Source organism: Xanthomonas sp. NCPPB 4037 (genome assembly GCF_041475695.2).
In the GTDB taxonomy this organism is placed as follows: Bacteria; Pseudomonadota; Gammaproteobacteria; order Xanthomonadales; family Xanthomonadaceae; genus Xanthomonas; species Xanthomonas campestris.
Genome location: NZ_CM191261.1, coordinates 2,680,460 through 2,705,150 on the forward strand (window position 1 = coordinate 2,680,460; position 24,691 = coordinate 2,705,150).

Genomic DNA, 24,691 nt, shown 5'->3' on the forward strand with positions numbered 1-24,691 from the left:
ATCTGCTATCGGCATCTGGATGGGGGGGCTGATTGGGGTCATCTCGGATTGCTGAGTTGCAAGTGACCGCGCGATCCAGCGTGTGCGCTGATGCTCGATCATGCCGCTGGTACAGGTATGCGTGAGCACCATGCCGCTGCGGCTAGGGCAGGGCACAGGCTGAAGCAACCGCGATTTCCGAGCGCCTTCATTTCTTCGCCAACAGGACCCAGATTGCCCTGCAACCAAGCGGCGCTGATTGGCGCGCGCACCTTTATTCCAAGGCGCCTGCTCTGCTGCCTCGACGGCCGTGATCCAAACCAAGTGCCCCAAAAGAGGCCATAAAAAAAGCCGGCTCCCGCGAGCCGGCTTTTCACGCAACCAACTGGATCACGCCTTGGCGAAGGCCAGCAGATCCTTGTTGAACTGGTCGGCGTGGGTCACCGGCAGTCCGTGCGGCGCACCGGCGTAGATCTTCAGCTCGGCGTTCTTGATGATCTTGGCCGACAGCTTGCCCGATGCATCGATCGGCACGATCTGATCGTCGTCGCCATGTACCACCAGCGCCGGCACATCGATCTTCTTCAGGTCAGCGGTGTAATCCACTTCCGAGAATTCCTTGATGCAGTCGTACTGGCCCTTGTGCCCGCCCAGCATGCCCTGCAGCCAGAACGAATCGCGCATGCCCTGGGTGACTTTATTGCCGTCGCGGTTGGCACCGAAGAACGGGGTGCTCAGGTCCTGGTAGAACTGCGAACGGTCCTTGGCAACACCTTCGCGGATGCCGTCGAATACGCTGATCGGCAGGCCGCCCGGGTTGGTCGGGCTCTTGACCATCTGCGGCGGCACCGCGCCCACCAGCACCACCTTGGCCACGCGCTTGCTGCCATGGCGGCCGACGTAATGCGCCACTTCGCCACCGCCGGTGGAATGGCCCACCAGGATGGCGTCCTTCAGATCCAGCGCCTCGATCACGGCGGCCAGATCATCGGCGTAGGTGTCCATGTCGTTACCGTCCCAGGTCTGGCTGGAGCGGCCATGGCTGCGGCGGTCATGTGCGATGACGCGGAAGCCGTTCTGACCCATGAACAGCATCTGCGCGTCCCAGGCATCGGCGCTGAGCGGCCAGCCATGCGAGAACACGACGGGCTGGCCCTTGCCCCAGTCCTTGTAGAAGATCTTGGCGCCATCGGGGCGGGTGACAAAGTTGGACATCGGTGTAGCTCCGTGAGAGGTGGGATGGGTCGGGGAAGTGGATGACGCACGCGCGGGAGTTGCCGCACGGGCGAAGGCGGGCAGCGACAACGCTGCCACCGCGGCCGTGCCGGCAACGAGAAAATTGCGTCGCCCGGAATCGGCCGGAGACGGCTCGAACGGATGCATGGAAACTCCTTGGTGGGGAAGCGCACCGGTTGCGCCAACGGCCGAGGTCGCCACTGTGACCAGGAAGGCGATTGCGGGTGGGCGGCAGGCCGCCGGCGCCGATGCTGCCGCCAGTAAAGCGTGCGCGCGGCGCGCGAGATTGCATCGGCGTGCGCACTGGCGTGGCTGCATCTCGCGACAGGCCGCACCTCATCGCGTGCACCGCATCGCCAGAGCAGGGCGGTGCAACGTAGTGCGGTGCACTTTCAGCAGCATCTGCAAGACCGGCACGTGCAAGCACAAGCGCGCGCAGTGCCGCCGCCGCTTGCCTCTTACCCCAACGCGAATTCCCAAAGCAGCTTGAGGTTCAAGCCAACGATCACCAGGGCAATCACCCAGGCAATGCGCACCAGCCATGCCGGTGCCACCAATGCGCCCATCAAGCCGCGGTCAGCGACAAAGCGCACCAACGGGATCACCGCGAACGGCAACTGCATCGACAGCACCACCTGGCTCAAGACCAGCAAGCGGGCGGTACCGGCCTCGCCATACAGCCAGGTCACCACCACTACCGGCACGATGGCAATGCCGCGGGTGAGCAGGCGGCGCATCCACGGCGGCAAGCGCAGGCGCAGGAAGCCTTCCATCACGATCTGCCCGGCCAAGGTCGCGGTCACTGTCGAATTGACGCCCGAGGCGAGCAACGCCACTGCGAACAGGGTCGAGGCCAGGCCGACGCCGAGCATCGGTGCCAGCAGCGCGTGCGCCTGTTCGATCTCCTGCACATCGGTGCGGCCCTGCGCATGGAACACCGCCGCGGCCAGGATCAGGATGGCTGCGTTGATGAACAACGCGAACATCAAGGCCACGGTGCTGTCGGTGACTGCCCAGCGCAGTGCCGAACGGCGGCCTGCATCGGTGCGCGGATATGCGCGCGTTTGCACGATCGACGAGTGCAGATACAGGTTATGCGGCATCACGGTGGCACCGATGATGCCGATCGCCAGATACAGCGCATGCGGGTTGGTCACCACTTCGGCACGCGGGATGAAGCCGGTCAGCACTGCGGCGATCGGCGGCGCCGCCAGCGCGATCTGGATGCCGAAGCACACGAAGATCACCAGCAGCAATGCCATGACGAACGCTTCCAGCGCACGGAAGCCGCGGTTCATCAGCAACAACACCAACACCACGTCCAGCGCGGTGATGATGGCGCCCAGTGTCAGCGGAATGCCGAACAGCAACTTGAGTGCGATCGCCGTGCCGATCACTTCGGCCAGATCGCAGGCGATGATGGCCAGCTCGCATAGCCCCCACAGCGCCAGGTTGATGCCGCGCGGGTAACGTGCGCGGCAGGCCTGCGCCAGGTCCAGGCCGGTAGCGATGCCCAACCGCGCCGACAACCCCTGCAGCACGATGGCCATCAGGTTGGAGAGCAGGATCACCGACAGCAGCAGATAACCGAACTGCGAGCCGCCCGCCAGGTCAGTGGCCCAGTTGCCCGGGTCCATATAGCCGACCGAGACCATGTAGCCAGGGCCCAGAAACGCCAGTAGGCGGAACCACCAGTGGCCACCCTTGGGCACGGCAACGCTGGCGTGCGCGGCACCCAGCCCACCGTCGGCTGGGCGAATGGGTTCTGCGTTCGGGACGACTTCGCTGGACATGGGCGGGCGGAAAGACGGGACGCGGCCGATGATATAGCAAGTGCTATGCTGTTGAGCATTGGCAATCTCAATCGTATTGATCGGCGCCGTGCTTCACACTACGCATCCCGGCAGTTGCGCCGGAGGCGATGACGAGGACAAGGGTGGGCAAGAGCGAAAAGCTGGACGCGTCCGCACCGGTATTGATCGATGCGCAGGTGCACATGGAGAGCTTCCGCCAGGTGCGCGAGGCGCGCCGTGCCGAATTGGTCGAAGACTATGTCGAGCTGATCTCCGATCTGCTGGTCGACGGTGGCGAGGCGCGCCAGGTCGATATCGCCGCGCGCCTTGGTGTGGCGCAGCCCACCGTGGCCAAGATGCTCAAGCGCCTGGTGCGCGATGGCTGGGTGGTGCAGCGGCCGTATCGCGGCGTGTTTCTGACCCCGGCCGGCGAAGCGCTGGCGGCCTCCAGCCGGCAGCGGCACCAGATCGTCGAGCGCTTCCTGCTTGCGCTGGGCATCGACGAGGCCACCGCACGGCGTGACGCCGAAGGCATCGAACACCACGTCAGCGAAGCCACCGTCGCTGCTTTTGCCGCGTTTCTGGAGCGGCAGGGCAACAGCACTCCGTGAGCGTGTCGCCCGATCACCACGCGCAAGAGGCACACCTGCAAATCGACCAGCAATGGATGACTCACGCCTTGCAGCTGGCCGAACGTGCCGAGCGCGACTATGACGAGATTCCGGTCGGCGCGGTGCTGGTGGGTCCAACCGGCGCGCTGCTCGGCGAGGGCTGGAACTTCAACATTGCCAGCCACGACCCCAGCGCGCATGCCGAGATCATGGCCATGCGCGAAGGCGGCCGGCGGCTGGCCAACCACCGCCTGATCGGCTGCACGCTGTACGTGACGCTGGAGCCGTGTGCAATGTGCGCCATGGCGATGATCCATGCGCGCATTGCGCGGGTGGTGTTTGCCGCCAGCGACCCCAAGACCGGCGCGTGCGGCAGCGTGTTCGACCTGCTCGCCGACCCACGCCACAACCATCGCGTGCAGGTCAGCGGCGGGGTGCTGGCCGCCGAGGCCGGGCTGCGCCTGACCAATTACTTTCGCGCCAAGCGTGGCAAGCCGCCGCTCGTGCCCTGATCGGCATGGCCGCGGTATGATGCGCGCCCTTTCAGCACCCGGCCGGCAACGGCCCTCCACAGGACGGTGATATGGCAGACAACGTTGCGGGCAACGACCGACTGATCTGGATCGATCTGGAAATGACCGGCCTGGATACCGATCGCGATTCGATCATCGAGATCGCCACCATCGTGACCGATGCGCAGTTGAACGTGCTCGCCGAGGGGCCGGAACTGGCCATTGCCCATTCGCTGGAAACCCTGGAAGCGATGGACGAGTGGAACCGCAACCAGCACCGCCGCTCCGGCCTGTGGCAACGCGTGCTCGACAGCCAGGTCACCCACGCGCAAGCCGAGGCGCAGACAGTGGCCTTCCTGGGCGAATGGATCCGCGCTGGCGCTTCACCGATGTGCGGCAATTCGATCTGTCAGGACCGCCGTTTCCTGCACCGCCAGATGTCGCGCCTGGAGCGCTATTTCCATTACCGCAACCTGGACGTGTCCACCATCAAGGAACTGGCGCGGCGCTGGGCACCGGCAGTGGCCTCCGGCTTTGCCAAGAGTTCGGCGCATACGGCGCTGAGCGACGTGCGCGACTCCATCGACGAGTTGCGGCACTACCGGCAATTCATGGGCACGCTGGGTGGCGATAACGGCGGCGGTGTGCAGAACTGAGGTTCCCAACCGGGAGCACGGCTGCGAGGCTCCCACATTCGTGCGGCCAGCGAATCGTTGTACTGACCGGACACCCGCAGTAACAGAAAGGGCCGCATCATTGATGCGGCCCTTTGCGTTTGACTCACTGCAACGCATGCCAATGCAGGCTCAACGGGCCAGCGGCGGCCCCTTGGTCAGATCGCCATCGTCGGTGACACCCTTGCGCAGCAGCTCGGCAATCGGCTTGCCATCGGCATCGTGGTGATACACGTGCAGGTCGCGCTGCGGATAGGGGATGCTCAGTCCGTTTTCCAGCAACTGGTCGCGGATTTGCTCCAGCGTGGTGCTCTTGGCCGCGCCGAAATTACCGTTGCTGGCATACGCAAACAGCATCAGATCCACGGTGCTTTCGCCGAGGTTGGTGACCTGGACGAACGGCGCCGGTGTGTCCAGGATGTTCGGGTTGTCCTTGGCAATCTGCAGCAGCAGTTGCTGCGCCTTCTTCAAATCGTCGCCGTAGCCGACGCCCACGGTGACTTCCAGGCGGCGGGTGGGCAGGGTGCTGTAATTGATGATGGGTGCGGTCGTGATCGTGCTGTTGGGCAGCGTGATCATGCGTTCGTCGAACGCCTTGATCCGGGTCTGGAAGATCCGGATCTCATCGACAATGCCTTCCTGGCCGGCAATCACCACGTGGTCGCCATCGCGCATCGGCCGCAGCACGATCAGCATGACGCCTGCGGCGATGTTGGACAGCGAGTCCTTCAATGCCAAACCCACTGCCAGACCGGCCGCGCCGAGCACCGCAATCAGCGACGTCGGCGGCACACCGATCTTGCTCAGTGCGCTCACGAACACCAGCACCAGCAACAACGCATACGACACGTTGCGCAGGAAGTTGGCCAGCGTGATTTCGACCCGTGCCCGCGTCAGTGCGCGGTGCAGCCACTGGCTGAGTTGCTTGGCCAGCCACATGCCCACCACGAGGATGAGCAGTGCCAACCCGCAATTGAGCGCGTACTCCGCCCAATTGAGGTTGCTCCAGTCAAAGGCCGGCGACTTCGCTGCCGCCGGTTTTGCGGCGGCCGCTCCCGCAGCCGCCGCCGCCAACACTCCACCCACCATTCCCATCAGCCCTCGCTCTTGAGCTTGGCCAGGCGCAGCCAGGTATCGACCACGGTGTCAGGATTCAGCGACACCGACTCGATGCCTTCCTGCATCAACCACTCGGCCAGTTCCGGGTGATCCGACGGCCCCTGGCCACAGATGCCCACGTACTTGCCCTTGGCGCGCGCCGACTTGATCGCCATCGACAGCAGCTTTTTCACCGCCGGGTTCCGCTCGTCGAACAGGTGCGCCACGATCGAGGAATCGCGGTCCAGGCCCAGGGTGAGCTGGGTCAGGTCGTTGGAGCCGATCGAGAAGCCGTCGAAGATCTCCAGGAACTCGTCGGCCAGCAGCGCATTGGACGGCAGCTCGCACATCATGATGATCTTCAGCCCGTTCTCGCCTTGCTTGAGCCCGTTCTGCTCCAGCACCTCGATCACCTTGCGGCCTTCTTCCAGCGTGCGCACGAACGGAATCATGACCCAGAGGTTGTCCAGGCCCATCTCGTTGCGCACCTTCAACACCGCCTTGCACTCCAGCGAGAACGCCTTGGTGAAGGACGGATCGACATAACGGCTGGCGCCGCGGAAGCCGATCATCGGGTTCTCTTCGTGCGGCTCGTAACGCGAGCCACCGATCAGGTTGGCGTACTCGTTGGACTTGAAGTCCGACAACCGCACGATCACCGTGTTCGGCGCCACCGACGCGGTCAGCGTCGCGATGCCCTCGGCAAGGCGGTTGATGTAGAAGCTCACCGGGTCGCCATAGCCGGCGATCTTGGCGTCGATCTTCTTGCGGACGTCGGCGTCCTGCTTGTCGTATTCCAGCAGTGCGTTGGGATGGATGCCGATGTGCGCGGCGATGATCATTTCCAGACGCGCCAGGCCGATACCGGCGTTGGGCAGCTGGCCGAAGTCGAATGCGCGCTCCGGGTTGGCCACGTTCATCATGATCTTGAGCGGGGCAGGCGGCATGTTGCCCAGGTCGGTGGTGGTGCGCTCGAACGGCAGCAAGCCTTCATAGATGAAGCCGGTGTCGCCCTCGGCGCAGCTCACAGTGACTTCCTGGCCGTCGCTGATCACGTCGGTCGCATTGCCCGAACCCACCACCGCCGGCACGCCCAGTTCGCGCGCGATGATCGCCGCGTGGCAGGTGCGGCCACCGCGGTTGGTGACGATGGCCGAGGCACGCTTCATCACCGGCTCCCAATCGGGGTCGGTCATGTCGGCAATCAGCACGTCGCCCGCCTGCACGCGGTTCATGTCTTCCAGCGAGCGCACTACACGTGCCACGCCGCTGCCGATCTTGGCGCCCACTGCACGGCCTTCAACCAGGATCTTGGCGTCCTTGGCTTCCAGCGAGAAACGCTCGATCTGGGTGGCGTGGCTGCGCGACTTCACCGTTTCCGGGCGCGCCTGCACGATGAACAGCTTGCCGCTCACGCCGTCCTTGGCCCATTCGATATCCATCGGGCGGCCGTAATGCTTTTCGATCACCAGCGCCTGCTTGGAGAGCTCCTGCACATCTTCGTCGCTGATCGAGAAAGTGTTGCGCAACTCCACCGGCGTGTCTTCGATGCGCACGCGTTCACCGGGCACATCCGAATACACCATGCGGATTGCTTTGCTGCCGAGCGAGCGGCGCAGGATCGCCGGCTTGCCCGCAGTGAGCGTGGGCTTGTAGACGTAGAATTCGTCTGGATTGACCGCGCCTTGCACGACCATTTCGCCCAGGCCAAAGCTGGAGGTCACGAACACCACGTCACGGAAGCCGGACTCGGTGTCCAGGGTGAACAACACACCGGACGAACCCACGCCGGAGCGCACCATCAACTGCACACCGGCCGACAGGAACACATCTTCGTGCTTGAAGCCGTGATGCACGCGATAGGCAATCGCGCGGTCGTTGTAGAGGCTGGCGAACACTTCCTTGACCTTGTGCACCACGTCGTCGGCGCCGGTCACATTGAGGAAGGTTTCCTGCTGGCCGGCGAACGAGGCATCGGGCAGGTCTTCGGCGGTTGCCGACGAACGCACTGCCACGGCCACTTCGCCGCCGCCGTTCTCGGCGCAGAGTTTTTCGTAGGCGCTGCGGATGTCGCGGTCCAGCTCCGGCTGCAGCGGGGCGTCGATCACCCAGCCGCGGATCTCTTTGCCGGCGACCGTGAGCGCAGTGACGTCTTCAACGTCCAGCGTCTCCAGCTTGTCGAAAATGCGCTTTGACAGATCGTTGTGCGCGATGAAGTCCTTGAATGCTTCGGCAGTGGTCGCATATCCACCGGGAACCGAAACACCCAACCCGGCCAGGTTGCCGATCATCTCGCCGAGCGAGGAATTTTTACCGCCTACGCGGGCCAGATCGACCAGGCGTAGCTCATGCAACCACAGGATATTCTCGTTCAAGCGCGATGCTCCGTATGGCCATCGCCCGAGCGGGCTGGATGGCCGCGTCCGTAGGAAGAAGCCGCTATGATGCAGTGCACAGCGGAGCCTGCACAAGCATGAACCCGTAAGTTTTGGACACTAGTTCAAAGAGGTGGAGTCGATGTCAACAATCCGGCCGGTGTTTTACGTGTCCGATGGAACCGGTATCACCGCTGAAACGATTGGGCATAGCCTGCTCACGCAGTTCAGCGGGTTCAACTTTGTCACCGACCGTATGTCGTTCATCGATGATGCAGACAAAGCGCGCGATGCAGCACTGCGTGTGCGCGCGGCAGGCGAGCGTTACCAGGTGCGGCCGGTGGTGGTGAATTCGTGCGTGGATCCACAGTTGAGCATGATCCTGGCCGAGAGCGGCGCGTTGATGCTGGATGTGTTCGCCCCCTTCATTGAACCGCTGGAGCGCGAGCTCAACGCGCCGCGTCACTCGCGCGTGGGTCGCGCGCACGGCATGGTCGATTTCGAGACCTATCACCGCCGCATCAATGCGATGAACTTCGCACTCAGCCATGACGATGGCATCGCGCTCAATTACGACGAAGCCGATGTGATCCTGGTGGCGGTGTCGCGCGCGGGTAAAACACCTACCTGCATCTACCTGGCCTTGCATTACGGCATCCGCGCCGCCAACTATCCGTTGACCGAAGAAGACCTCGAGAGCGAACGCTTACCGCCGCGGCTACGCAACTACCGCAGCAAGTTGTTTGGGCTGACCATCGACCCGGAGCGTTTGCAACAGATTCGCCAGGAGCGGCGTGCCAATTCGCGCTACAGCGCAGCGGAAACGTGCCGCCGCGAGGTGGCCACGGCCGAGCGCATGTTCCAGATGGAACGGATTCCAACCCTCAGCACCACCAACACCTCGATCGAGGAAATCTCCAGCAAGGTGCTGTCCACGCTCGGCTTGCAGCGCGAGATGTTCTAGAGGCGGGGATTGGTGCGGCGGGATTCGGGATTGGCGAAGCGGGCAGACCTTCACTGTCTGCTTGCTGCAGTAGTGCGGCCTGGTATGGCCGGTCGGCACCCGGTGACCTATTGAAGCGGGCGGGGCAGTGCTCCGCCAAGAGTGGCCCGGCCTTCGGCCGCCGTCAATGCTGCCCGTGCGGCAGCCCAGCGTGTAGGATCGATGCATGGCGCAAGCAATGAGTAAACTCGAACGCATCCCCAAGTTGAGCCGGTTCGGCTGGCTGATGGGGCTGTATGCGGAAAACTTCCAGCACCTCACCCGGCTGTTCGCGCCGGCCGACCTCGCTCCGGGTTCGTATGTGTCCTCGATCGGCGACGGCCTGGACCTGCGGCTGGACGTGATCGAATGCCACCGCTACACGGTGGAACTGCGGCTGACCTACGACCTGTGTGACCCGGTCACCGGCGAGCCGGACCCGTCCGCCTACGTGCGCTTGTATCGGGACGCGCGCCAGGCCGAAACCACGCATTGCTACGTCGGCCGCCGCTGGCAGGACACCATGGGCATGTTCCCGCCGCCTGCCGAGCTCATCAGCCACCGCATGCGCATGAATACGTTCCTGGGCAAATGGCTGGACTATCTGGCCGAGCGCGGCCATGGCGTGGCCACGCTGCGCCTGGATACCGACTACGTCGCGCCGCCGCGTGCCAATGCGCAGCCCGCTATCAGCTGATCGCTGCGCGGCGCGCAGCTTCGGTCATACTGATGTGCTTCATGTCTGATCGTTCGCCATGCCGCATACCCCAATTGTCGCCACGCTCGGCTACCTGCTGTCGCCGGATGGCTCCCAGGTGCTGATGATCCATCGCAACGCCCGTCCCGGGGATCATCACCTGGGCAAGTACAACGGGCTCGGCGGCAAACTGGAAGCCGATGAAGATGTGCTGGCCTGCATGCGCCGCGAAATCCGCGAGGAAGCCGGTGTGGAATGCGGCCAGATGCAGCTGCGCGGCACCATCAGCTGGCCGGGCTTCGGCAAGCAGGGCGAGGACTGGCTGGGATTCGTGTTCCTGATCCACAGCTTCGACGGTACGCCGCAGACCTCCAACCCCGAAGGCACCCTGGAATGGGTCCCCATTGCGCAGATGGACCAGGTGCCGATGTGGGAGGGCGACCGCAACTTTCTGCCGCTGGTGTTCGATGGCGACCCGCGCCCGTTCCATGGCGTGATGCCTTATCGGGACGGGCGCATGCAGTCGTGGTCGTATTCGCGCGTGTGAGGGTGGCGCCCGGTCTACGGTGCAATCAGGCAACGTCGGTCACTGCGCTTAGCCGTCACTGACGGCCGAACTGTGAAGCCCACCGCACCGGCTTTGCCAACTTCTCCACATCCCCTGTGGATGAAAACTGCGCAAGTCTGTGGACAACCGTGCTCAGGCCTTGCCCCAGCTGGCTGTCAAGAGCCCTGGTGAAAATTTCGCCACCGCTTCATTGCGCGGTCCAGCCACCGTCGATGGCGATGGCCTGGCCGGTGAGATTGCGCGCCGCGTGCGACATCAGGAAGGCCACGGTGCCGGCCAGTTCGTCGTATTCGATGAAGGCGCCTTTGGGCATCGGCTTGAGCATCACTTCGCGGATCACCGCGTCTTCGGCAATGCCGCGCGTGCGTGCCTGGTCGGCGATCTGCCGCTCCAGCAGTGGCGTGCGCACGTAGCTGGGGCACAGCGTGTTGGCGGTGATGTCGCAGTCGGCGGTTTCCAGCGCGAGCACCTTGGACAGCCCGATCAGCCCATGCTTGGCAGCCACGTAGGCGCTCTTGTAAGGGCTGGCCACCAGCGAATGGATACTGCCGATGTTGACGATGCGCCCGTAGCCGCCCGCACGCATGCCCGGCAGCACCGCGCGGCTGAGACGTGCGGCTCCGGTCAGCATCACGTCCACCAGCAGCGCCCAGCGCTGCATCGGGAACTCCTCCAGCGGCGCAACGTGCTGCAGGCCGGCGTTGTTGATCAACACCTCGGGCGCGCGCGAGGCGGCCGCCAGTGCCTGGGCAATGCTGCGCTCGTCGGTGACGTCCAGTGCCAGGGCCTCGGCCGATCCGCCGGCCGCGCGCACCTGCTGGGTGGTCTGCTCGGCCGCGGCCAGGTCGGCGTCGCTCACCAGCAGGTGGTGGCCGTCGGCGGCAAGAACGGTGGCCAGGCCGGCGCCGATGCCGCTGCCGGCACCGGTGATCAGGATGCTGCGCATCGGGTGTCCTCGTGGAATGTGGCACTGAAACGGTGCCAGTGGCCGCCAGGGTAGCCGAGCACGTTGAAACGGTCGCCTGCGCGTCGCGCGCGCGTTACCCTTTGCGCCTCGATGCCCTCAGGTTCCGCATGAAACGCCATTTTTCGATGCTGCGCGACTTTCAACTCGCAGACTGGTTCACGCTGGCAAACGCCTTTTGCGGCACCGGGGCGGTGTTTGCGGCCATGCGGTTTCTGCAGGAAGGCCACCGCGGCGACCTGTTACTGGGCATGGCGCTGATTCCGCTGGCCTTCGTCTTCGATGCGCTGGACGGCCACGTGGCGCGCTGGCGCAAGGCGTCCTCGACGCTGGGCCGCGAGCTGGATTCGTTGGCCGACGTGATTTCGTTCGGCGTGGCGCCAGCCGCGCTCGGCTATGCCTGCGGCATGCGCGGCGGCTGGGACTGGCTGGTGCTCAGCTATTTCGTCTGCTGCGGCGTGAGCCGGCTGGCGCGCTACAACGTGACCGCCGAAGAGATCGCCGGCGAGGCCGACAAGGTGCCGTATTTCGAAGGCACACCGATCCCCACCAGCCTGGTGCTGGTGATCCTGCTGGCGGTGGCGGCCAGCACCGGGCATATCGGCCAGACGTTGTGGTGGGGGCAGTGGCAGCTCGGCCCCTGGCAATTCCACCCGCTGGTGCTGCTATTCGCGGTGTCCGGCTCGCTGATGATCAGCAAGACGCTGCGCATCCCCAAGCCCTGACCGGTGCGGCGGAACACACGCGGTAGGATGGCTGGGTGGACCAGCCACGGGAGTGGACGATGACAACCAGCGGTTCGGACAACGGCAACTTCGAAGACAAGGCGCGCCAATACTGGAGCGCCTGGGGAGATGCCATGCGCCACGGCCAGTCCGCTTCCGCCGCGCAACCGCCGCCGGGCCCGGCTGGCGAGACGCCGCAGGACTGGCGCAAGGCGGTCGACTGGTGGTCGCAGGTGTTGCCCACGCAGGCCGCGCCGCAGGCGCAGGATGCGATCAACCGCTTCCGCACCCAGGCCGGCGATTGGTACGGCACCATGCAGCAGGTGGCCGCGCAGTTCGCCGGTCGCGATACCTCCGCCAGCGCGGTCTCCGACGCCTGGCGGCACGCCGTGCAAGGGCAGGGCGAGCAGCTGATGCAATGGACGCTGGGCTCGCTGCGTGGCGGCAGCAAGGGCGGCTTCGATCCGTGGTTGCAGGAAGCCGCGCAGGCGTTGCAGCGCTGGCGCGAAGACAATGCCGCCTGGCTGGAGATGCCGGCCTTCGGCCTCAATCGCAATCATCAATCTCGCTGGCAGACCTTGGCCCGCGCGCAGCAGGATTACCAGGCGCAGTCGCAGGCCTATGCCGAGCAGCTCAAGGCGGCGATCGATCAGGCGTTTGCGCGCTTCGAACGCAAGTTGAGCGAACACGAAACCAGTGGCAGCCAGCTGACCAGCGCGCGCGCCTTGTTCGATCTGTGGATCGAAGCGGCTGAGGAGTCGTATGCGGACGTGGCGCTGTCGGATCAGTTCCGTGAGGTCTACGGCGGCTTTGCCAATGCGCACATGCGGCTACGCGCGGCCCTGCAACAGGAAGTGGAACAGGTGAGCGAGCGCTTCGGCATGCCAACCCGTTCCGAGATGGATGCCGCGCATCGGCGTATTGCCGAGCTGGAGCGCGCAGTGCGTCGCATGCTGCGTGGCGCGCCCACTGCGCAAGCCAAGCCGGCTGCGGCGTCGGCGTTCAAGCCTGATGCGGGCCCGGCGCCAGTCGCCGCTACCAGCGCACCGCCACGTGCGGCGGCCAAGCCAACAACCCCGCCTGAGGCCGCGCCAGCCAAACGCGCCAAGCGCGCTACGCGCAAGACAGCAGCTGCGCCGGAGACATCCAGACCGAAGGCATCCACCACGCCACCGGCTGCAAAGAAGGCCACCAAGACCACCAAGGCACCGGCGCGCGCACCGCGCAGAGGCAAGCCATGAAGGGCCCGTTGGGATTCAGTGCCGAGGACCTGATGCAGGAGACCTTGTCGATGCAGCGCAAGCTGCGCGAAGGGCTCAAGCTGCTGCCCGGCGTGGAGGACGTGGATTACGGCGTCACCGAGCGCCAGGAAGTCTGGCGCGACGGCAAGGTGGTGCTGTACCGGTTCGTCGGCGATGCCGCGCCGGTGGTGCGTACGCCCTTGCTGATCGTCTATGCGCTGGTCAACCGGCCGTACATGGTGGACCTGCAGGCCGATCGCTCGCTGGTCAAGGGCCTGCTCGGTCACGGCCAGGACGTCTACGTGCTGGATTGGGGGTATCCGGACCGCTCCGAACGCTATCTCACACTGGAGGACTATCTACTGCGCTACATCGATGGCGCGGTGGACCATCTGCGTGCGGCGTCGGGTCTGGAGGCCGTGGACGTGCTCGGCATCTGCCAGGGCGGCACGTTTGCGTTGTGCTACGCCGCGCTGGAGCGCGCCAAGATCCGCAATCTCATCACCATGGTCACGCCGGTGGATTTCCACACCCCCGACAACATGCTCTCCAACTGGGCGCGCATGGTCGATGTGGATCTATTCGTCGACACCATGGGTAACGTGCCGGCGGATCTGATGAATGCCAGTTACCTGATGCTCAAGCCGTTCCGGCTCAACCTGCAAAAGTACGTGGGGCTGCTCGACATCCTCGACGACAAGCAGGCGCTGGAGGACTTCCTGCGCATGGAAAAATGGATCTTCGATTCGCCCGACCTGGCCGGCGAAGCGTTCCGCGAATTCGTCACCCAGTTCTACCAGCGCAACGGCCTGGTCACCGGCGATGTGCGTATCGGCGGGCAGGTGGTGGATCTGCACGCTGTCGACATGCCGGTGCTCAACATCTATGCCGAGCACGATCACCTGGTGCCGCCCGATGCCTCGCGCGCCCTGCGTGGGTTGGTGGGCAGCAAGGACTACACCGAGCTGAGCTTTCGCGGTGGGCACATCGGCATCTACGTCTCCGGCCGTGCGCAGCGCGAGGTGCCGGTGGCGATCCATCGTTGGTTGCAGGCACGTGGCGGCAACGGCTGACGCAGTGAATGCAGTGGGTGGGCTGCGCCACGCACGCGTGCCCTCACGATCCGCTGTAGCTGGCCTGCCTACACTGTGAGACACGTTCCAGGAGGCTGCTCATGTCCACCACCACTGCACTGTCCCGTTCCCTCAATGACCGCATGATCGCCGGCGTCGTCGGCGGCATTGCGCGCCGCTTCGGCTGGAGCTCGACCCTGCTGCGCATCCTGTTCGTAATCGTGTCGATCGCCTCGGCTGCATTTCCCGGCATCCTGGTTTACCTGATCCTGTGGCTGCTGATCCCGAATCAGGCCGACTGAGCCGCATCCCGCGCTGGCTGGGCGCGCTGCAGGTGCTGGGTGCGCTGTGGACGTTGCCGAACACGCTGATCGGGCTGGCGATCGGTGGGTTGGGCGCCTGTTTTGGCGCGCGGCCGAGCTGGTCAGCCACTGAGCGCGCAGTGGTTTTCCATGCCTGGCCATGGGGGGCGGGCGGGGCGATGACGCTGGGCAACGTCATCTTGTTGAAGGGCGCATCGCTGGAGTTGCAATGCGCCACCTATGCGCATGCCGCCGGTCGCTGCGTGCACCCGGCGGTGCGGCTCGGCGATCACGAGCGCGCGCACGTGTATCAATACATGCTGCTCGGCCCGCTATTTCTTCCGGTGTACCTGCTGTGCGGCGGCATCCACGTGCGCAACCCGCTCGAGCGCGCCGCAGATGCCTACGCAATGCACGGCCACGGGTGGTGGCCGTGGTGGTCTCAGCCCAGTCGCGAGAAGCCGAACAAGTCCGACAACGGGTGAGCGCGGCCTTCCAGTTGCGCACGTAGCAGGCCGGCGCCGATCGCGCTGTAGGTGATGCCATTGCCGCCATATGCCATGGCAAAGGCCACACGCGGGCCGTGCTCGGAATGCGTGCCGAAGAACGGCAGCCCATCGGCGGTTTCGGCAAACGTGCCGCCCCAGGCGAACACCGGCCGCAGCCGCACGTCCGGCATCACCTTGGCGATCTTCTTCAGCAGCGTGTCCATCTTGCTGAGCACGCGTGCGTCGCGGCGCGCGGGAATGTCAATGCTGTCGTCTTCGCCGCCGGCCACCACGCGGCCATCGGCGGTGGTGCGCACGTAGAGGTAGGGGCGCGCGGTCTCCCACATCATGGTGTGCTTGAGCGCGCCCACGTCGGTGTCGTGCAGCGGGTCGGTGACGAAGGCATAGCTGCTGCGGTTGCGTGCGACCCGCTGCGACAGCCACTGCTGGTTGCCATAGCCGGCGGCCATGATCACGTGCCGCGCGCGCACGCTGACCCCGTCCTGGGTGCGCAGATCGACATGCTGGTCATGCGCCTGGAGGGTGGCGATGGGGCTGCGGTCGTAGATGCGGCCGCCGTACTGCTCGCATTCTGCGAACAAGCGGTAACACAGGCGGTAGGGGTCCACGCTGGCGGCGAGCCGGCTGAGAATGGCGCCTTCCGAACGCACGCCGTAGTCGTGCCACAGCGTGTCACCGGCGATCCACTCCACCGGCAGCGCATGTGTCTTGCGTGCGTCCAGTTCGCGCTGCAGATCCTTGAGATCCCGCGCACGGCTGGCGTAGTACAGGCTGTCCTGGCGCGTGAAGTCGCAGCCGCCCAAGCCATCGCAAAGCTCCTGCAGATCCAGGATCGCTTTTGCGCACGCACCATAGGCCAGCGCGGCGGCGGGCATACCGTACTGCGCTGCCAGATCCACCATCGGCGTGTCGATCTCGTATTGCAGCAACGCAGTGCTGGCCGAGGTGCTGCCCCAGCCGATCTCACGTTGTTCGATCACCACCACCTCATGGCCGTGACGCAGCAGCTCGTGCGCGATCAATGCAGCGGTCACACCGCCGCCAATGATCGCCACCTCGCAGTGGGTGTCCTGCTCCAGGCGCGGATAGGGACGCATCAATCCGTTGCGGATCGACCAGAACGGATAACCACTTTTAAGGTTCATGCGGTGTCGGTGAGCGGGCGGAACTGGATTGGACGATCAAGCGGGGTGAAGCGGCCGTGACGCATGCAGCCGCCATCGCGCGGTCACCAAATCGCAAACAGCCGGCGTTAACGTGCGTGGAAAAGCTCCTCACGGCGTGCTCGCTATGCTCGCGCCGTCAACGCAGCAACAGCAGCAGAAGAAGGTGAGGGTATGTCGATTGTCCTGTACGTCGGTGGCAGCAAGGATGGCGATAAAGGCGTGGTGCCGTACGGCTTCAGCAAGTCGCGCACCATGACCGAGGCCGGTCCGGAGGTGTATGTGGAGCGTATGGTGCCGCTCAAGGACGTGGGCAAGATCCGCGTCATGGCGCTGGAATCGCTGCACGAAAGCATTCTGGTCGAGCGCGCCGCCACCCATTACGCACGCCGCGTCAGCTGAGCACGTCGGCATAGGTTTACGGTGGTCCTGTCAACGGGTTTCCGCGGCGCCCCGGCACTGCGAAAATGCATTTTTGACAGTGAAGCGGTTCCAACCGCGCCGCCATGCACGACACCCAGCTTGCCCAGCAGATCGCCCGCACCATCGCCGATGAGATCGGTGCCCAACCCGCCCAGGCGCGCGCCGCCATTGCCCTTCTCGATGAAGGCGCCAGCGTTCCGTTCATCGCGCGCTACCGCAAGGAAGTCACCGGCGGTCTGGACGACACCCAGCTGCGCAACCTTGAAACGCGCCTGACCTACCTGCGCGAACTGGAAGACCGCCGCGCCGCGATCCTGTCCAGCATCGGCGAGCAGGGCAAACTCAGCGACGAACTGCGCAGCGAAATCGTCGCCGCCGACACCAAGTCGCGCCTGGAGGACCTGTATCTGCCGTACAAGCCCAAGCGCCGCACGCGTGCGCAGATTGCGCGCGAGGCCGGGCTAGAACCGCTGGCCGACACCTTGTTGGCCGACCCCACCCAAGCGCCGGAAGCCACCGCAACGGCCTACGTGGATGCCGACAAGGGCGTGGCCGACGTCAAGGCCGCACTGGAAGGCGCCCGCGCGATCCTGATGGAGCGCTGGGGCGAAGACGCCGCGCTGGTCGGCGAACTGCGTAGTTGGTTGAACGACAACGGCGTGATCCGTGCGCGTGTGGCTGAGGGCAAGGAAGAGGCCGGTGCCAAGTACCGCGACTACTTCGACCACGCCGAATCGCTGGCCAGGATTCCCTCGCATCGCCTGCTGGCCTTGTTCCGGGCACGCCGCGAAGAATTTCTGTACCTGGATCTGGACCCGGGCACCGATGCCGACGCCGGTCATCAGTACGCCGAAGGCCGCGTGGCGCGCAGTGCCGGCATTGCCGATCAGGGCCGCCCGGCCGACCGCTGGTTGCTCGATGCCTGCCGGCTCACCTGGCGCGCCAAGCTGCACATGCACCTGCTGCTGGACCTGTTCAACCAGGCGCGCGAAAAGGCCGAGGCCGAGGCGATTGCGGTGTTCGGCGACAACCTCAAGGACCTGATGCTGGCGGCGCCCGCCGGCCCGCGCGTGGTGCTGGGCCTGGACCCGGGCATCCGCACGGGCTGCAAGATCGCCGTGGTCGACGCCACCGGCAAGCTGGTGGCTACCGAGACGATCTACCCGCACGAACCCAAGCGGCAGTGGGACCAGTCGTTGCAGACGATCAAGAAGCTGTGCCTGCAGCACAACGTTGAGCTGATCGCGATCGGCAACGGTACTGCCAGCCGCGAGACCGACAAGCTCGCCGGCGAGGCAATCGCCTTGTGCGACGGCGCCAAGCTGCAGAAGATCGTGGTCAGCGAAGCCGGCGCATCGGTGTACTCCGCATCTGAATTCGCTGCCAAGGAATTCCCGAACCTGGATGTCTCGCTGCGCGGTGCGGTGTCGATCGCGCGGCGCCTGCAGGACCCGCTGGCCGAGTTGGTCAAGATCGAGCCCAAGGCAATCGGTGTGGGCCAGTACCAGCACGACGTGGACCAATATCGCCTGGCCAAGGCGCTGGACGCGCGCGTGGAAGACTGCGTCAACGCCGTGGGCGTGTACGTCAATACCGCCTCGGCGGCCTTGCTGTCGCGCGTGTCGGGCCTGTCCAGCACGGTGGCGGAAAACATCGTGCGGCATCGCGACGACAACGGCCCGTTCAAGCGCCGCAAGGACCTGCTCAAGGTCCCGCGCCTGGGCGACAAGACCTTCGAACAATGCGCCGGCTTCCTGCGCATTGCCGACGGCGATGAGCCGCTGGATGTGTCGGCGGTGCACCCGGAGGCCTATCCGGTGGTGGAGCGCATCGTCAGCAGCACCGGCAAGCCGATCAAGGCCTTGCTGGGCGACGGCAGCTTCCTGCGCGCGCTCAAGCCGGAGCAGTTCACCGACGAACAATTCGGTGTGCCCACCGTGCGCGACATCCTCAAGGAAATGGAAAAGCCCGGCCGCGACCCGCGCCCGGAATTCAAGGCGGCGCAGTTCGCCGAGGGCATCGAGGACATCAAGCACCTCAAGCCCGGCATGATCCTGGAAGGTGTGGTCAGCAACGTCGCGGCCTTTGGCGCGTTCGTCGACATCGGCGTGCACCAGGACGGCCTGGTCCACATCTCGGCGCTGTCGGACACCTTCGTCAAGGACCCGCGCGACGTGGTCAAGGCCGGCGACATCGTCAAGGTCAAGGTGCTGGAAGTGGACGTGGCGCGTAAACGCATTGCGCTGACCCGGCGGTTGTCGGATACGCCGCCACCGGCCGACGCGGCCGCGCAGTCACGCGACACACGGGGCGCGGGGCAGGGCAGGCGCGATGGAGGCGGTGGTGGCGGGCGTGGCCCGGCATCGGGCACTGCCAAGCCGCGGACCAGTGCGCCGCCCGCCAACAACGCACTGGCCGACGCCTTCGCGCGCGCCAAACGCAGCTGATCACAGCGCACTCTGGCCCGCGCCAGGGTGCGTTGTTCAGGCGGATGGGTCGGTGCGTACGGTCCCGGCTGGCTGCACCAGGCGTTCGATCAGGTCGATCAAGCCCGGTGGCTCCACCGGCTTGCCCATGTGCGCGTCGAAGCCGGCCACAATGGCGCGGTCGCGGTCCTCTTCGCGCACGTAGGCGGTGAGGGCAATCGCGCGGATGTGCCGCGGCAGTTCCGGCCGGCCCGAGCGCACGCTGCGGATCAGGTCGTAGCCATCGCGCAGCGGCATGGCGATATCGCTCACCAGCACGTCGTAATGCGCCGCGGCCAAGTGCGCTTCCGCTGCATCCACCGAGCCGGCGGCCTGCACCTGCGCGCCGGCCAGCATCAGGAAATGCATCACCGCCTCGCGTGAGTCCTGGTCGTCGTCCACCAGCAGCAGGCGCACGCCATCGAGCCGGCCATGTGCGGTGGCGGGCAGCGGGCCGGTGTGGGCAGGCTCTGGTGCGGGACGCTGGTCGCTGACGCCGTGCTGGAACGGCAGCACCACGGTGAACGTTGCGCCATGGCCTTCGCCGGCGCTGGACGCGCCCAGGCTGCCGCCGTGCAGATCGATCAGCTGGCGCGAAATCGACAGCCCCAGCCCCAATCCGCCCACGCGGCGGGTGGTGCCGGCATCGGCCTGACGGAAGCGGTCGAACACATGCGGCAGGAAGTCGGCGGCGATGCCGATCCCGGTGTCGCGTACGCACAGACGCAAACGCTGCTCTTCCACCTCCAGGCTCACGCGCACATCGCCATCGGGTGCGGTGAACTTGAGCGCGTTGCTGATCAGGTTGGTCAGCACCTGCTGGAGGCGTCCGGCATCGCCGAAGAACCACAGGCTGCCTTGCAGCGGCGCATCCAGTTCCAGCCGGATCTGACGCGCCTGCGCGGTGGGCTGCATCAATTCCACGGTACTGCGCGCCAGCCCGGCGATGTCGAAGTGTTCGGGCTGCAGGCGGATCTTGCCGGACAGGATCGCACTCATATCCAGCAAGTCGTCGATGATCTGCGTTTGCGCGCGCGCACTGCGCTCGATCACCACCAGTCCCTTGCCCAGCTTGGCTGGCTCGAAGGCATCGGCCTGCATCAGGCGCGACCATCCCAGGATCGCATTGAGCGGCGTGCGCAGTTCGTGGCTGAGCGTGGCCAGGAATTCATCCTTGACCCGGCTGGCGTGTTCGGCCTGATTGCGTGCAGCGGTTTCAGCCTGCAGCGAGGCCTTGAGTTTGGCATCCACGCGCGTGCGCTCGATCACGATGCCGGCCAGGTGCGATGCCGAGCGTGCCATGGCCTGTTCGCGCAGCGAAGCCAGGTGCGGTTGCGCGTAATAGATGTTGAGCGTGCCCAACACGGCGCCATTGCTGCCCAGAATCGGCGTGACGCAGCAGGCGGCAATCCCCATCGCTGCCGAGAGCGCGCGGTGGTCTTCAAAGCGCGGATCGTTGGCGATTTCCTCGCAGATCACCTGCAGGCCGCTATGGGCCGAGCGCGCGCACGGCGGGCCAGACGGCCCGATCGGCGCATTCTCGAAATCGCCGCTGTAATCGCGCGGCAGATGCGGGGCCGCCGCGAACTGCAGGGTCTGGTGCTCCTCATCCAGCACCATCACTGCGCAATACAGCGGTGTTTCGCCGCGCGCTTCCACGCTCAGCGCGATGGCATCGAGCACCACCGTCAATGGCGCACCGGTCGTGATCAGGCTCAGGATCGCGCGGTCGGATGCGGTGGCATCTTCGATCCGCTTGCGGTCGGAAATATCGGTCAGCGAACCGATGTGGCCCAGAAAGCGCCCGTCGCTGCCGAAGTGCGGCGACGCGGTGTCGATACACCAGCGGTACTGCCCATCGTGGCGGCGGATGCGGTATTCGGCGATGAACGCGCCGCGCGCATCGAGCGCCTGCTCGAAGGCATGCCGCACACGCGCCGCATCATCGGGATGCATCGCATTCCACCAGCCCTGGTCCAGGGCCTGTTCCTCGCCCTGGCCGGTGAACTCATACCACTGCGGGTTCCAGTAGACGCAATTGCCGTCCACATCCGCCATCCAGATCATCGCCGGCACCGTCTCGCACAATGCGCGGAAGCGCGCCTCGCTTTCGCGCAGCTTGTGCTCGAACCCGCGGCGGTCGTGGATATCGGTGTAGGTGCCGATCCACTCGCTGATGCGTCCATGTTCGTCGCGGACGGGCAGGGCGCGCGCCAGGTGCCAGCGAGTCTGCCCATCGTGGCGGCGCAGCTCGCATTCGATCTCGTAGGCGCGCTCGCCATTGAGCGCCAGCGCCCACGCCTGGCCGGACATGCGCAAGCCTGCGGCCGAATGTGCCTGCTGCCACGCGGCGCTGGCCTCCGTGTCTGGATTCAGGCCGGTGTATTCGTACCAGCGTTGATTGAAATAGTCCGGCTGGCCCGCTGGATCGGCGATGAAGATGATCTGCGGCACCGTGTCGGCCAGCCGCCGCAGCCGCGCCTCGCTGGCCGCCAACTGGCGCTGCGCCTTGGCCCGCTGCATCGATTCCCAGCACCGTGCCACCACCAGCCGCACCAGTTCGATGTCGGTGGAGGCCCACTGCCGCGGTGCACGTTGATGCACGCCGATTGCCGCGACCAGTTGGCCATGCTTGTGCAACGGAATCGCCAGCGACGCGCGCAGGCCGGAATGCCGGTATTGCTCGACCACGTAGTCCGGCGCGCCGGGGGCCATCGCGTCGGTGGTGAACCAGGTGCGGTTTTCCAGCAGCGCATCGCGCAGCCCCTGCGCGGCTTCCAACGGAAAATCTCCCTTGAGACTGGGCATGTCCTGCACGTAGTCGCTGATCACGTGCATCACACTGTGGTCCTCCGCCGCCAGGCCGAATGCGCAGCGGTTGACCCGCAGATGCTCGCCGAGCAGGCGCACGCTGGTGTCCACGATCGCGCGCGGGTCGGAGACATGCTGCAGGGCATCTTCCAGATGCAATAGAAAGCTGTCGTGGCTGCGTTCGTCTGTGGGCGACGGCAGAGCCAGGGTTGTTGCCGCAAGCGTATTGCCGTGCCACTGCGACGGCTGTCCGTGCGGATGGGCGGCGATATACAGCTGGCCCAACGGCCTGCCGCTTTCGAGCACCGGGCTGCGCGACCATGACGATGACTCAGGGGGCTGCTGTCTGTCTGTCGCTCCCGCCAGCCCCAGGCGTTGGGCGGTAACTGCAGCGAGCGGCTGGCCGAACACGTGTGGATGCAGCGCACCGAGGAGCGTGATGCAGGCATCGTTGTACAGGCAGTGCGAGGCCTCGCCACACACCAGCACCATCGGCACCTGCGCATGCAGGCAAAGCGAAAGCGCGGTCGACAGCGCAGGACTCTCGCTCAGCAGGGCGAGGACGCGATCGTCCGCATGCGGCAAGAGCGCCGCGGTTTCGCGATGCTCTGGCAGCAACTCAACAATGGCCGGCGCGGCGATGGCCATGGTGCATCCCACCTGTCAGCCCTGGATGCAGTGATTCTAGTGACAACGTCGCCGCTGACAACGCGTCAGCTGCTGGCACCGCTGCGCTGGCGCGCCTTGGCCAGGGCATCGACGAGCTCGTCGGACATGTACGGCTTGGTCAGGATGACCCCGCGTTCAAACCCGTGCGGGATGCTGGCACTGGCCACGCCGGTGGCCAGCACAAAGGGAATGCCGCGTTCGGTGAGTCGCCGCGCAACCGGTTCGCTGGTCTGGCCGTTGCCCAGGCGATAGTCCAGCACGGCGGTATCCGGCGCATCGGCCTCGATCAGCTGCAGCGCGTCGTCGACCTCACCCACCGGCCCGACCACTGCCGCACCCGCCTGGATCAGCTGCATTTCGAGCAGCATGGCATTCATGTCATCGTTTTCGACCACGAGTACCCGAACTCCACGCAACGCCGACATTGCTTACTCCTTCACGGTAGCCGGTGAGTATATCGGCCCAGGCTGAGCGCCGCGTTGCTGACGCTGCTTGCAGATGAATTCGTCAGGCAATTCCTGACACTGTTCGTTTCGTTGACAACTCGCTATACTGCGCGGCCACGCCGAAGTGGCGGAATCGGTAGACGCAGCGGACTCAAAATCCGCCGCCCTTAAAAGCGTGTGGGTTCGAGTCCCACCTTCGGCACCAAGTTCTTGCGGTACATCTAAAAGCCCGCCTGGAGTCATCCAGGCGGGCTTTTACGTTTCCGCTGTGCGCCGGTGCGCTTTGCGGCCGGGTGCAGGCGGGCTGCTGCGATATGTGGGGATGCTTCGCCATGGATGCTTGGCGCTCGCATGGAGTTGTTGTTGCGGTTGCTGCCCGAGCAATTCTGGAGGGGCAGTGGTGTTCGCACAGGCACGCAGCCATCACGCCTGGTCCGTACCTTTGAGGCTTCCCTCAAGATCAGGTGCCCATCATGGCGATCGACTCAGAACAGAAGCTGCGCATTCTTCGCGACATCCACGCCACCACGCCGGTGAGCGAAGAAGAGGCCGATTGGGCGGTACGCGCCGGCTATGCGACGCATGCGGAAGACGCAGATATCGATCTGACGCACGAGGGGCGCAAGGCGCTTGATGACGGGCAGGTGTGACGCGGTGTAGGCCGGCACCATGTCGTGGCGCGGCGACACTAAACGAAAGTCCTGGCGCTTGGCTGCGATATTCGATTCGTTTGCCGCAGAGGCGGAGCTACTGGTTTTAAGTAGCCCAGTGGCGCCGGTGCGCAGCAACGTCTGAATCGGGTGCGTGCTAGTCCCGAGCTCGGAAACCTGGAGCACAGTCTGCGTGCGCGCCACGCGCCGCCCGGCGCGGTCAGCGCATCCGCAATGCTCAACAACGCCCAACAAAAAAGCCCCGCAGTGCGGAGCTTCTTGTCGTTGGCGTCCCCACGGGGATTCGAACCCCGGTGTCCACCGTGAAAGGGTGGTGTCCTAGGCCTCTAGACGATGGGGACGCATAAACGAACAACCCGGTTGTCAGCTTGCGGACGGCCTATTGTCCGAAAGTTGGTGGAGCCAGGCGGGATCGAACCGCCGACCTCCTGCATGCCATGCAGGCGCTCTCCCAGCTGAGCTATGGCCCCACGATGCTGCGAGCCGGCAATGATAGCGATCTGAAACAGGATTGGGAAGAGGCGCGGATACATCTTTTTCATGCGGTAACCCGCCAGCGTTCTGATCGGCCTACGCGCTGTGTCGTGTCGGGCACTGGGTGCGGCGCTTCCCGTTGTCGCTGATCTCGTCAGCAAGCAACACGCGTCAGGTGTGTCCTGCGTTGTGCATCGCGTTAGCCAAGCGTGTTGCGATGCGCAGCTGAC

At 65.1% G+C, this 24,691-nt stretch carries 21 protein-coding genes, 3 tRNA genes and 1 pseudogene; 15 read left to right on the forward strand and 10 right to left on the reverse strand.

Annotated elements, in window-relative coordinates; translation table 11 throughout:
• Positions 1-369: 369 nt before the first annotated feature.
• Both ACCQ01_RS11995 and ACCQ01_RS12000 read right to left on the reverse strand, forming a co-directional pair.
• Positions 370-1,194, reverse strand: coding sequence for an alpha/beta fold hydrolase (locus ACCQ01_RS11995; protein ID WP_043921782.1), 825 nt, complete (start codon positions 1,192-1,194; stop codon positions 370-372).
• 479 nt (positions 1,195-1,673) lie between these two features.
• Positions 1,674-3,008: an Nramp family divalent metal transporter gene (locus tag ACCQ01_RS12000; RefSeq protein ID WP_228432714.1), complete on the reverse strand. Its 1,335-nt coding sequence runs from the start codon at positions 3,006-3,008 to the stop codon at positions 1,674-1,676.
• Between the two features lie 143 nt (positions 3,009-3,151).
• Here ACCQ01_RS12000 and mntR point away from each other — a divergent pair, with 143 nt between their 5' ends.
• The 3 genes from mntR to orn all read left to right on the forward strand — a co-directional run bounded on the left by mntR (position 3,152) and on the right by orn (position 4,787).
• Entirely contained in the window at positions 3,152-3,619 is a 468-nt protein-coding gene (gene mntR, locus ACCQ01_RS12005; protein WP_011037316.1) for a manganese-binding transcriptional regulator MntR, read from the forward strand.
• A gap of 56 nt (positions 3,620-3,675) precedes the next feature.
• A complete protein-coding gene (gene tadA, locus ACCQ01_RS12010) occupies positions 3,676-4,131 on the forward strand; it encodes a tRNA adenosine(34) deaminase TadA (protein WP_220674383.1) in 456 nt (151 codons plus the stop codon).
• A 71-nt stretch (positions 4,132-4,202) separates the two neighbouring features.
• Positions 4,203-4,787, forward strand: a complete 585-nt coding sequence (gene orn, locus ACCQ01_RS12015; RefSeq protein ID WP_012438217.1) for an oligoribonuclease — start codon at positions 4,203-4,205, stop codon at positions 4,785-4,787.
• Between the two features lie 150 nt (positions 4,788-4,937).
• Here orn and ACCQ01_RS12020 read toward each other — a convergent pair whose 3' ends face one another.
• Positions 4,938-5,900 (reverse strand): mechanosensitive ion channel family protein, encoded by a 963-nt coding sequence (locus tag ACCQ01_RS12020; RefSeq protein WP_228432715.1) that lies wholly within the window; start codon positions 5,898-5,900, stop codon positions 4,938-4,940.
• Positions 5,900-8,278: a phosphoenolpyruvate synthase gene (ppsA, locus tag ACCQ01_RS12025; protein ID WP_011037312.1), complete on the reverse strand. Its 2,379-nt coding sequence runs from the start codon at positions 8,276-8,278 to the stop codon at positions 5,900-5,902. Before ppsA ends, ACCQ01_RS12020 begins: the two co-directional genes overlap by 1 nt.
• A 142-nt stretch (positions 8,279-8,420) precedes the next feature.
• On the opposite strand from ppsA, the gene ppsR reads away from it, so the two are divergent.
• The 3 genes from ppsR to ACCQ01_RS12040 all read left to right on the forward strand — a co-directional run bounded on the left by ppsR (position 8,421) and on the right by ACCQ01_RS12040 (position 10,504).
• Complete coding sequence (gene ppsR / locus ACCQ01_RS12030) at positions 8,421-9,242, forward strand: posphoenolpyruvate synthetase regulatory kinase/phosphorylase PpsR (RefSeq protein ID WP_011269676.1); 822 nt, start codon at positions 8,421-8,423, stop codon at positions 9,240-9,242.
• A gap of 205 nt (positions 9,243-9,447) precedes the next feature.
• Entirely contained in the window at positions 9,448-9,957 is a 510-nt protein-coding gene (locus ACCQ01_RS12035; protein ID WP_115530534.1) for a DUF1249 domain-containing protein, read from the forward strand.
• Positions 9,958-10,015: 58 nt separating this feature from the next.
• Positions 10,016-10,504, forward strand: a complete 489-nt coding sequence (locus ACCQ01_RS12040) for an NUDIX hydrolase (protein WP_228432716.1) — start codon at positions 10,016-10,018, stop codon at positions 10,502-10,504.
• A 208-nt stretch (positions 10,505-10,712) separates the two neighbouring features.
• Here the strand turns inward: ACCQ01_RS12040 and ACCQ01_RS12045 are convergent, their stop codons facing one another.
• On the reverse strand, positions 10,713-11,471 hold the full coding sequence (locus tag ACCQ01_RS12045; protein WP_228432717.1) for a 3-hydroxybutyrate dehydrogenase: 759 nt from the start codon (positions 11,469-11,471) through the stop codon (positions 10,713-10,715).
• Positions 11,472-11,599: 128 nt separating this feature from the next.
• On the opposite strand from ACCQ01_RS12045, the gene ACCQ01_RS12050 reads away from it, so the two are divergent.
• The 5 genes from ACCQ01_RS12050 (at position 11,600) to ACCQ01_RS12070 (ending at position 15,315) form a co-directional block, all read left to right on the forward strand.
• On the forward strand, positions 11,600-12,214 hold the full coding sequence (locus tag ACCQ01_RS12050; RefSeq protein ID WP_014507867.1) for a CDP-alcohol phosphatidyltransferase family protein: 615 nt from the start codon (positions 11,600-11,602) through the stop codon (positions 12,212-12,214).
• A 59-nt stretch (positions 12,215-12,273) separates the two neighbouring features.
• Positions 12,274-13,455, forward strand: a complete 1,182-nt coding sequence (gene phaE, locus ACCQ01_RS12055; RefSeq protein WP_228432718.1) for a class III poly(R)-hydroxyalkanoic acid synthase subunit PhaE — start codon at positions 12,274-12,276, stop codon at positions 13,453-13,455.
• On the forward strand, positions 13,452-14,528 hold the full coding sequence (locus tag ACCQ01_RS12060) for a class III poly(R)-hydroxyalkanoic acid synthase subunit PhaC (RefSeq protein WP_228432719.1): 1,077 nt from the start codon (positions 13,452-13,454) through the stop codon (positions 14,526-14,528). Before phaE ends, ACCQ01_RS12060 begins: the two co-directional genes overlap by 4 nt.
• A gap of 101 nt (positions 14,529-14,629) precedes the next feature.
• On the forward strand, positions 14,630-14,830 hold the full coding sequence (locus ACCQ01_RS12065) for a PspC domain-containing protein (RefSeq protein WP_011037304.1): 201 nt from the start codon (positions 14,630-14,632) through the stop codon (positions 14,828-14,830).
• Positions 14,800-15,315 carry a hypothetical protein gene (locus tag ACCQ01_RS12070; RefSeq protein ID WP_228432720.1) on the forward strand — a complete coding sequence of 172 codons (516 nt, stop codon included), beginning with the start codon at positions 14,800-14,802 and terminating at the stop codon, positions 15,313-15,315. Before ACCQ01_RS12065 ends, ACCQ01_RS12070 begins: the two co-directional genes overlap by 31 nt.
• On the opposite strand, the gene ACCQ01_RS12075 is transcribed toward ACCQ01_RS12070, so the two are convergent.
• On the reverse strand, positions 15,273-16,484 hold the full coding sequence (locus ACCQ01_RS12075; protein ID WP_228432721.1) for an NAD(P)/FAD-dependent oxidoreductase: 1,212 nt from the start codon (positions 16,482-16,484) through the stop codon (positions 15,273-15,275). The two genes, ACCQ01_RS12070 and ACCQ01_RS12075, sit on opposite strands and share 43 nt — an antisense overlap.
• A gap of 192 nt (positions 16,485-16,676) precedes the next feature.
• Here ACCQ01_RS12075 and ACCQ01_RS12080 point away from each other — a divergent pair, with 192 nt between their 5' ends.
• The gene (locus ACCQ01_RS12080) at positions 16,677-16,904 is read left to right on the forward strand and encodes a hypothetical protein (protein ID WP_042599220.1); all 228 of its coding nucleotides are present in this window, start codon (positions 16,677-16,679) and stop codon (positions 16,902-16,904) included.
• A 104-nt stretch (positions 16,905-17,008) separates the two neighbouring features.
• Positions 17,009-19,372 carry a Tex family protein gene (locus ACCQ01_RS12085; RefSeq protein ID WP_228432722.1) on the forward strand — a complete coding sequence of 788 codons (2,364 nt, stop codon included), beginning with the start codon at positions 17,009-17,011 and terminating at the stop codon, positions 19,370-19,372.
• A gap of 36 nt (positions 19,373-19,408) precedes the next feature.
• Here ACCQ01_RS12085 and ACCQ01_RS12090 read toward each other — a convergent pair.
• Both ACCQ01_RS12090 and ACCQ01_RS12095 read right to left on the reverse strand, forming a co-directional pair.
• Positions 19,409-22,378, reverse strand: a pseudogene (locus tag ACCQ01_RS12090) (PAS domain S-box protein); the annotation flags it as partial.
• A gap of 536 nt (positions 22,379-22,914) precedes the next feature.
• Positions 22,915-23,295, reverse strand: a complete 381-nt coding sequence (locus tag ACCQ01_RS12095) for a response regulator (RefSeq protein ID WP_029216977.1) — start codon at positions 23,293-23,295, stop codon at positions 22,915-22,917.
• A gap of 139 nt (positions 23,296-23,434) precedes the next feature.
• Between ACCQ01_RS12095 and ACCQ01_RS12100 the strand changes: the two genes are divergently transcribed.
• A tRNA-Leu gene (locus tag ACCQ01_RS12100) sits at positions 23,435-23,521 on the forward strand.
• Between the two features lie 268 nt (positions 23,522-23,789).
• The gene (locus tag ACCQ01_RS12105; RefSeq protein WP_011037297.1) at positions 23,790-23,966 is read left to right on the forward strand and encodes a hypothetical protein; all 177 of its coding nucleotides are present in this window, start codon (positions 23,790-23,792) and stop codon (positions 23,964-23,966) included.
• 286 nt (positions 23,967-24,252) lie between these two features.
• Here the strand turns inward: ACCQ01_RS12105 and ACCQ01_RS12110 are convergent.
• Positions 24,253-24,328, reverse strand: a tRNA-Glu gene (locus ACCQ01_RS12110).
• A 53-nt stretch (positions 24,329-24,381) separates the two neighbouring features.
• Positions 24,382-24,457, reverse strand: a tRNA-Ala gene (locus ACCQ01_RS12115).
• Positions 24,458-24,691 lie beyond the last annotated feature (234 nt).

What these genes read in the sequence shown, in the direction of transcription:
- ACCQ01_RS11995 (WP_043921782.1), bottom strand. Translation starts at nt 1,194, where the DNA reads ATGTCCAACTTTGTCACCCGCCCCGATGGCGCCAAGATCTTCTACAAG.
- ACCQ01_RS12000 (WP_228432714.1), bottom strand. Translation starts at nt 3,008, where the DNA reads ATGTCCAGCGAAGTCGTCCCGAACGCAGAACCCATTCGCCCAGCCGAC.
- tadA (WP_220674383.1), top strand. Translation starts at nt 3,676, where the DNA reads ATGACTCACGCCTTGCAGCTGGCCGAACGTGCCGAGCGCGACTATGAC.
- orn (WP_012438217.1), top strand. Translation starts at nt 4,203, where the DNA reads ATGGCAGACAACGTTGCGGGCAACGACCGACTGATCTGGATCGATCTG.
- ACCQ01_RS12020 (WP_228432715.1), bottom strand. Translation starts at nt 5,900, where the DNA reads ATGGGAATGGTGGGTGGAGTGTTGGCGGCGGCGGCTGCGGGAGCGGCC.
- ppsR (WP_011269676.1), top strand. Translation starts at nt 8,421, where the DNA reads ATGTCAACAATCCGGCCGGTGTTTTACGTGTCCGATGGAACCGGTATC.
- ACCQ01_RS12035 (WP_115530534.1), top strand. Translation starts at nt 9,448, where the DNA reads ATGGCGCAAGCAATGAGTAAACTCGAACGCATCCCCAAGTTGAGCCGG.
- ACCQ01_RS12040 (WP_228432716.1), top strand. Translation starts at nt 10,016, where the DNA reads ATGCCGCATACCCCAATTGTCGCCACGCTCGGCTACCTGCTGTCGCCG.
- ACCQ01_RS12045 (WP_228432717.1), bottom strand. Translation starts at nt 11,471, where the DNA reads ATGCGCAGCATCCTGATCACCGGTGCCGGCAGCGGCATCGGCGCCGGC.
- ACCQ01_RS12050 (WP_014507867.1), top strand. Translation starts at nt 11,600, where the DNA reads ATGAAACGCCATTTTTCGATGCTGCGCGACTTTCAACTCGCAGACTGG.
- phaE (WP_228432718.1), top strand. Translation starts at nt 12,274, where the DNA reads ATGACAACCAGCGGTTCGGACAACGGCAACTTCGAAGACAAGGCGCGC.
- ACCQ01_RS12060 (WP_228432719.1), top strand. Translation starts at nt 13,452, where the DNA reads ATGAAGGGCCCGTTGGGATTCAGTGCCGAGGACCTGATGCAGGAGACC.
- ACCQ01_RS12065 (WP_011037304.1), top strand. Translation starts at nt 14,630, where the DNA reads ATGTCCACCACCACTGCACTGTCCCGTTCCCTCAATGACCGCATGATC.
- ACCQ01_RS12075 (WP_228432721.1), bottom strand. Translation starts at nt 16,484, where the DNA reads ATGAACCTTAAAAGTGGTTATCCGTTCTGGTCGATCCGCAACGGATTG.
- ACCQ01_RS12080 (WP_042599220.1), top strand. Translation starts at nt 16,677, where the DNA reads ATGTCGATTGTCCTGTACGTCGGTGGCAGCAAGGATGGCGATAAAGGC.
- ACCQ01_RS12085 (WP_228432722.1), top strand. Translation starts at nt 17,009, where the DNA reads ATGCACGACACCCAGCTTGCCCAGCAGATCGCCCGCACCATCGCCGAT.
- ACCQ01_RS12095 (WP_029216977.1), bottom strand. Translation starts at nt 23,295, where the DNA reads ATGTCGGCGTTGCGTGGAGTTCGGGTACTCGTGGTCGAAAACGATGAC.
- ACCQ01_RS12105 (WP_011037297.1), top strand. Translation starts at nt 23,790, where the DNA reads ATGGCGATCGACTCAGAACAGAAGCTGCGCATTCTTCGCGACATCCAC.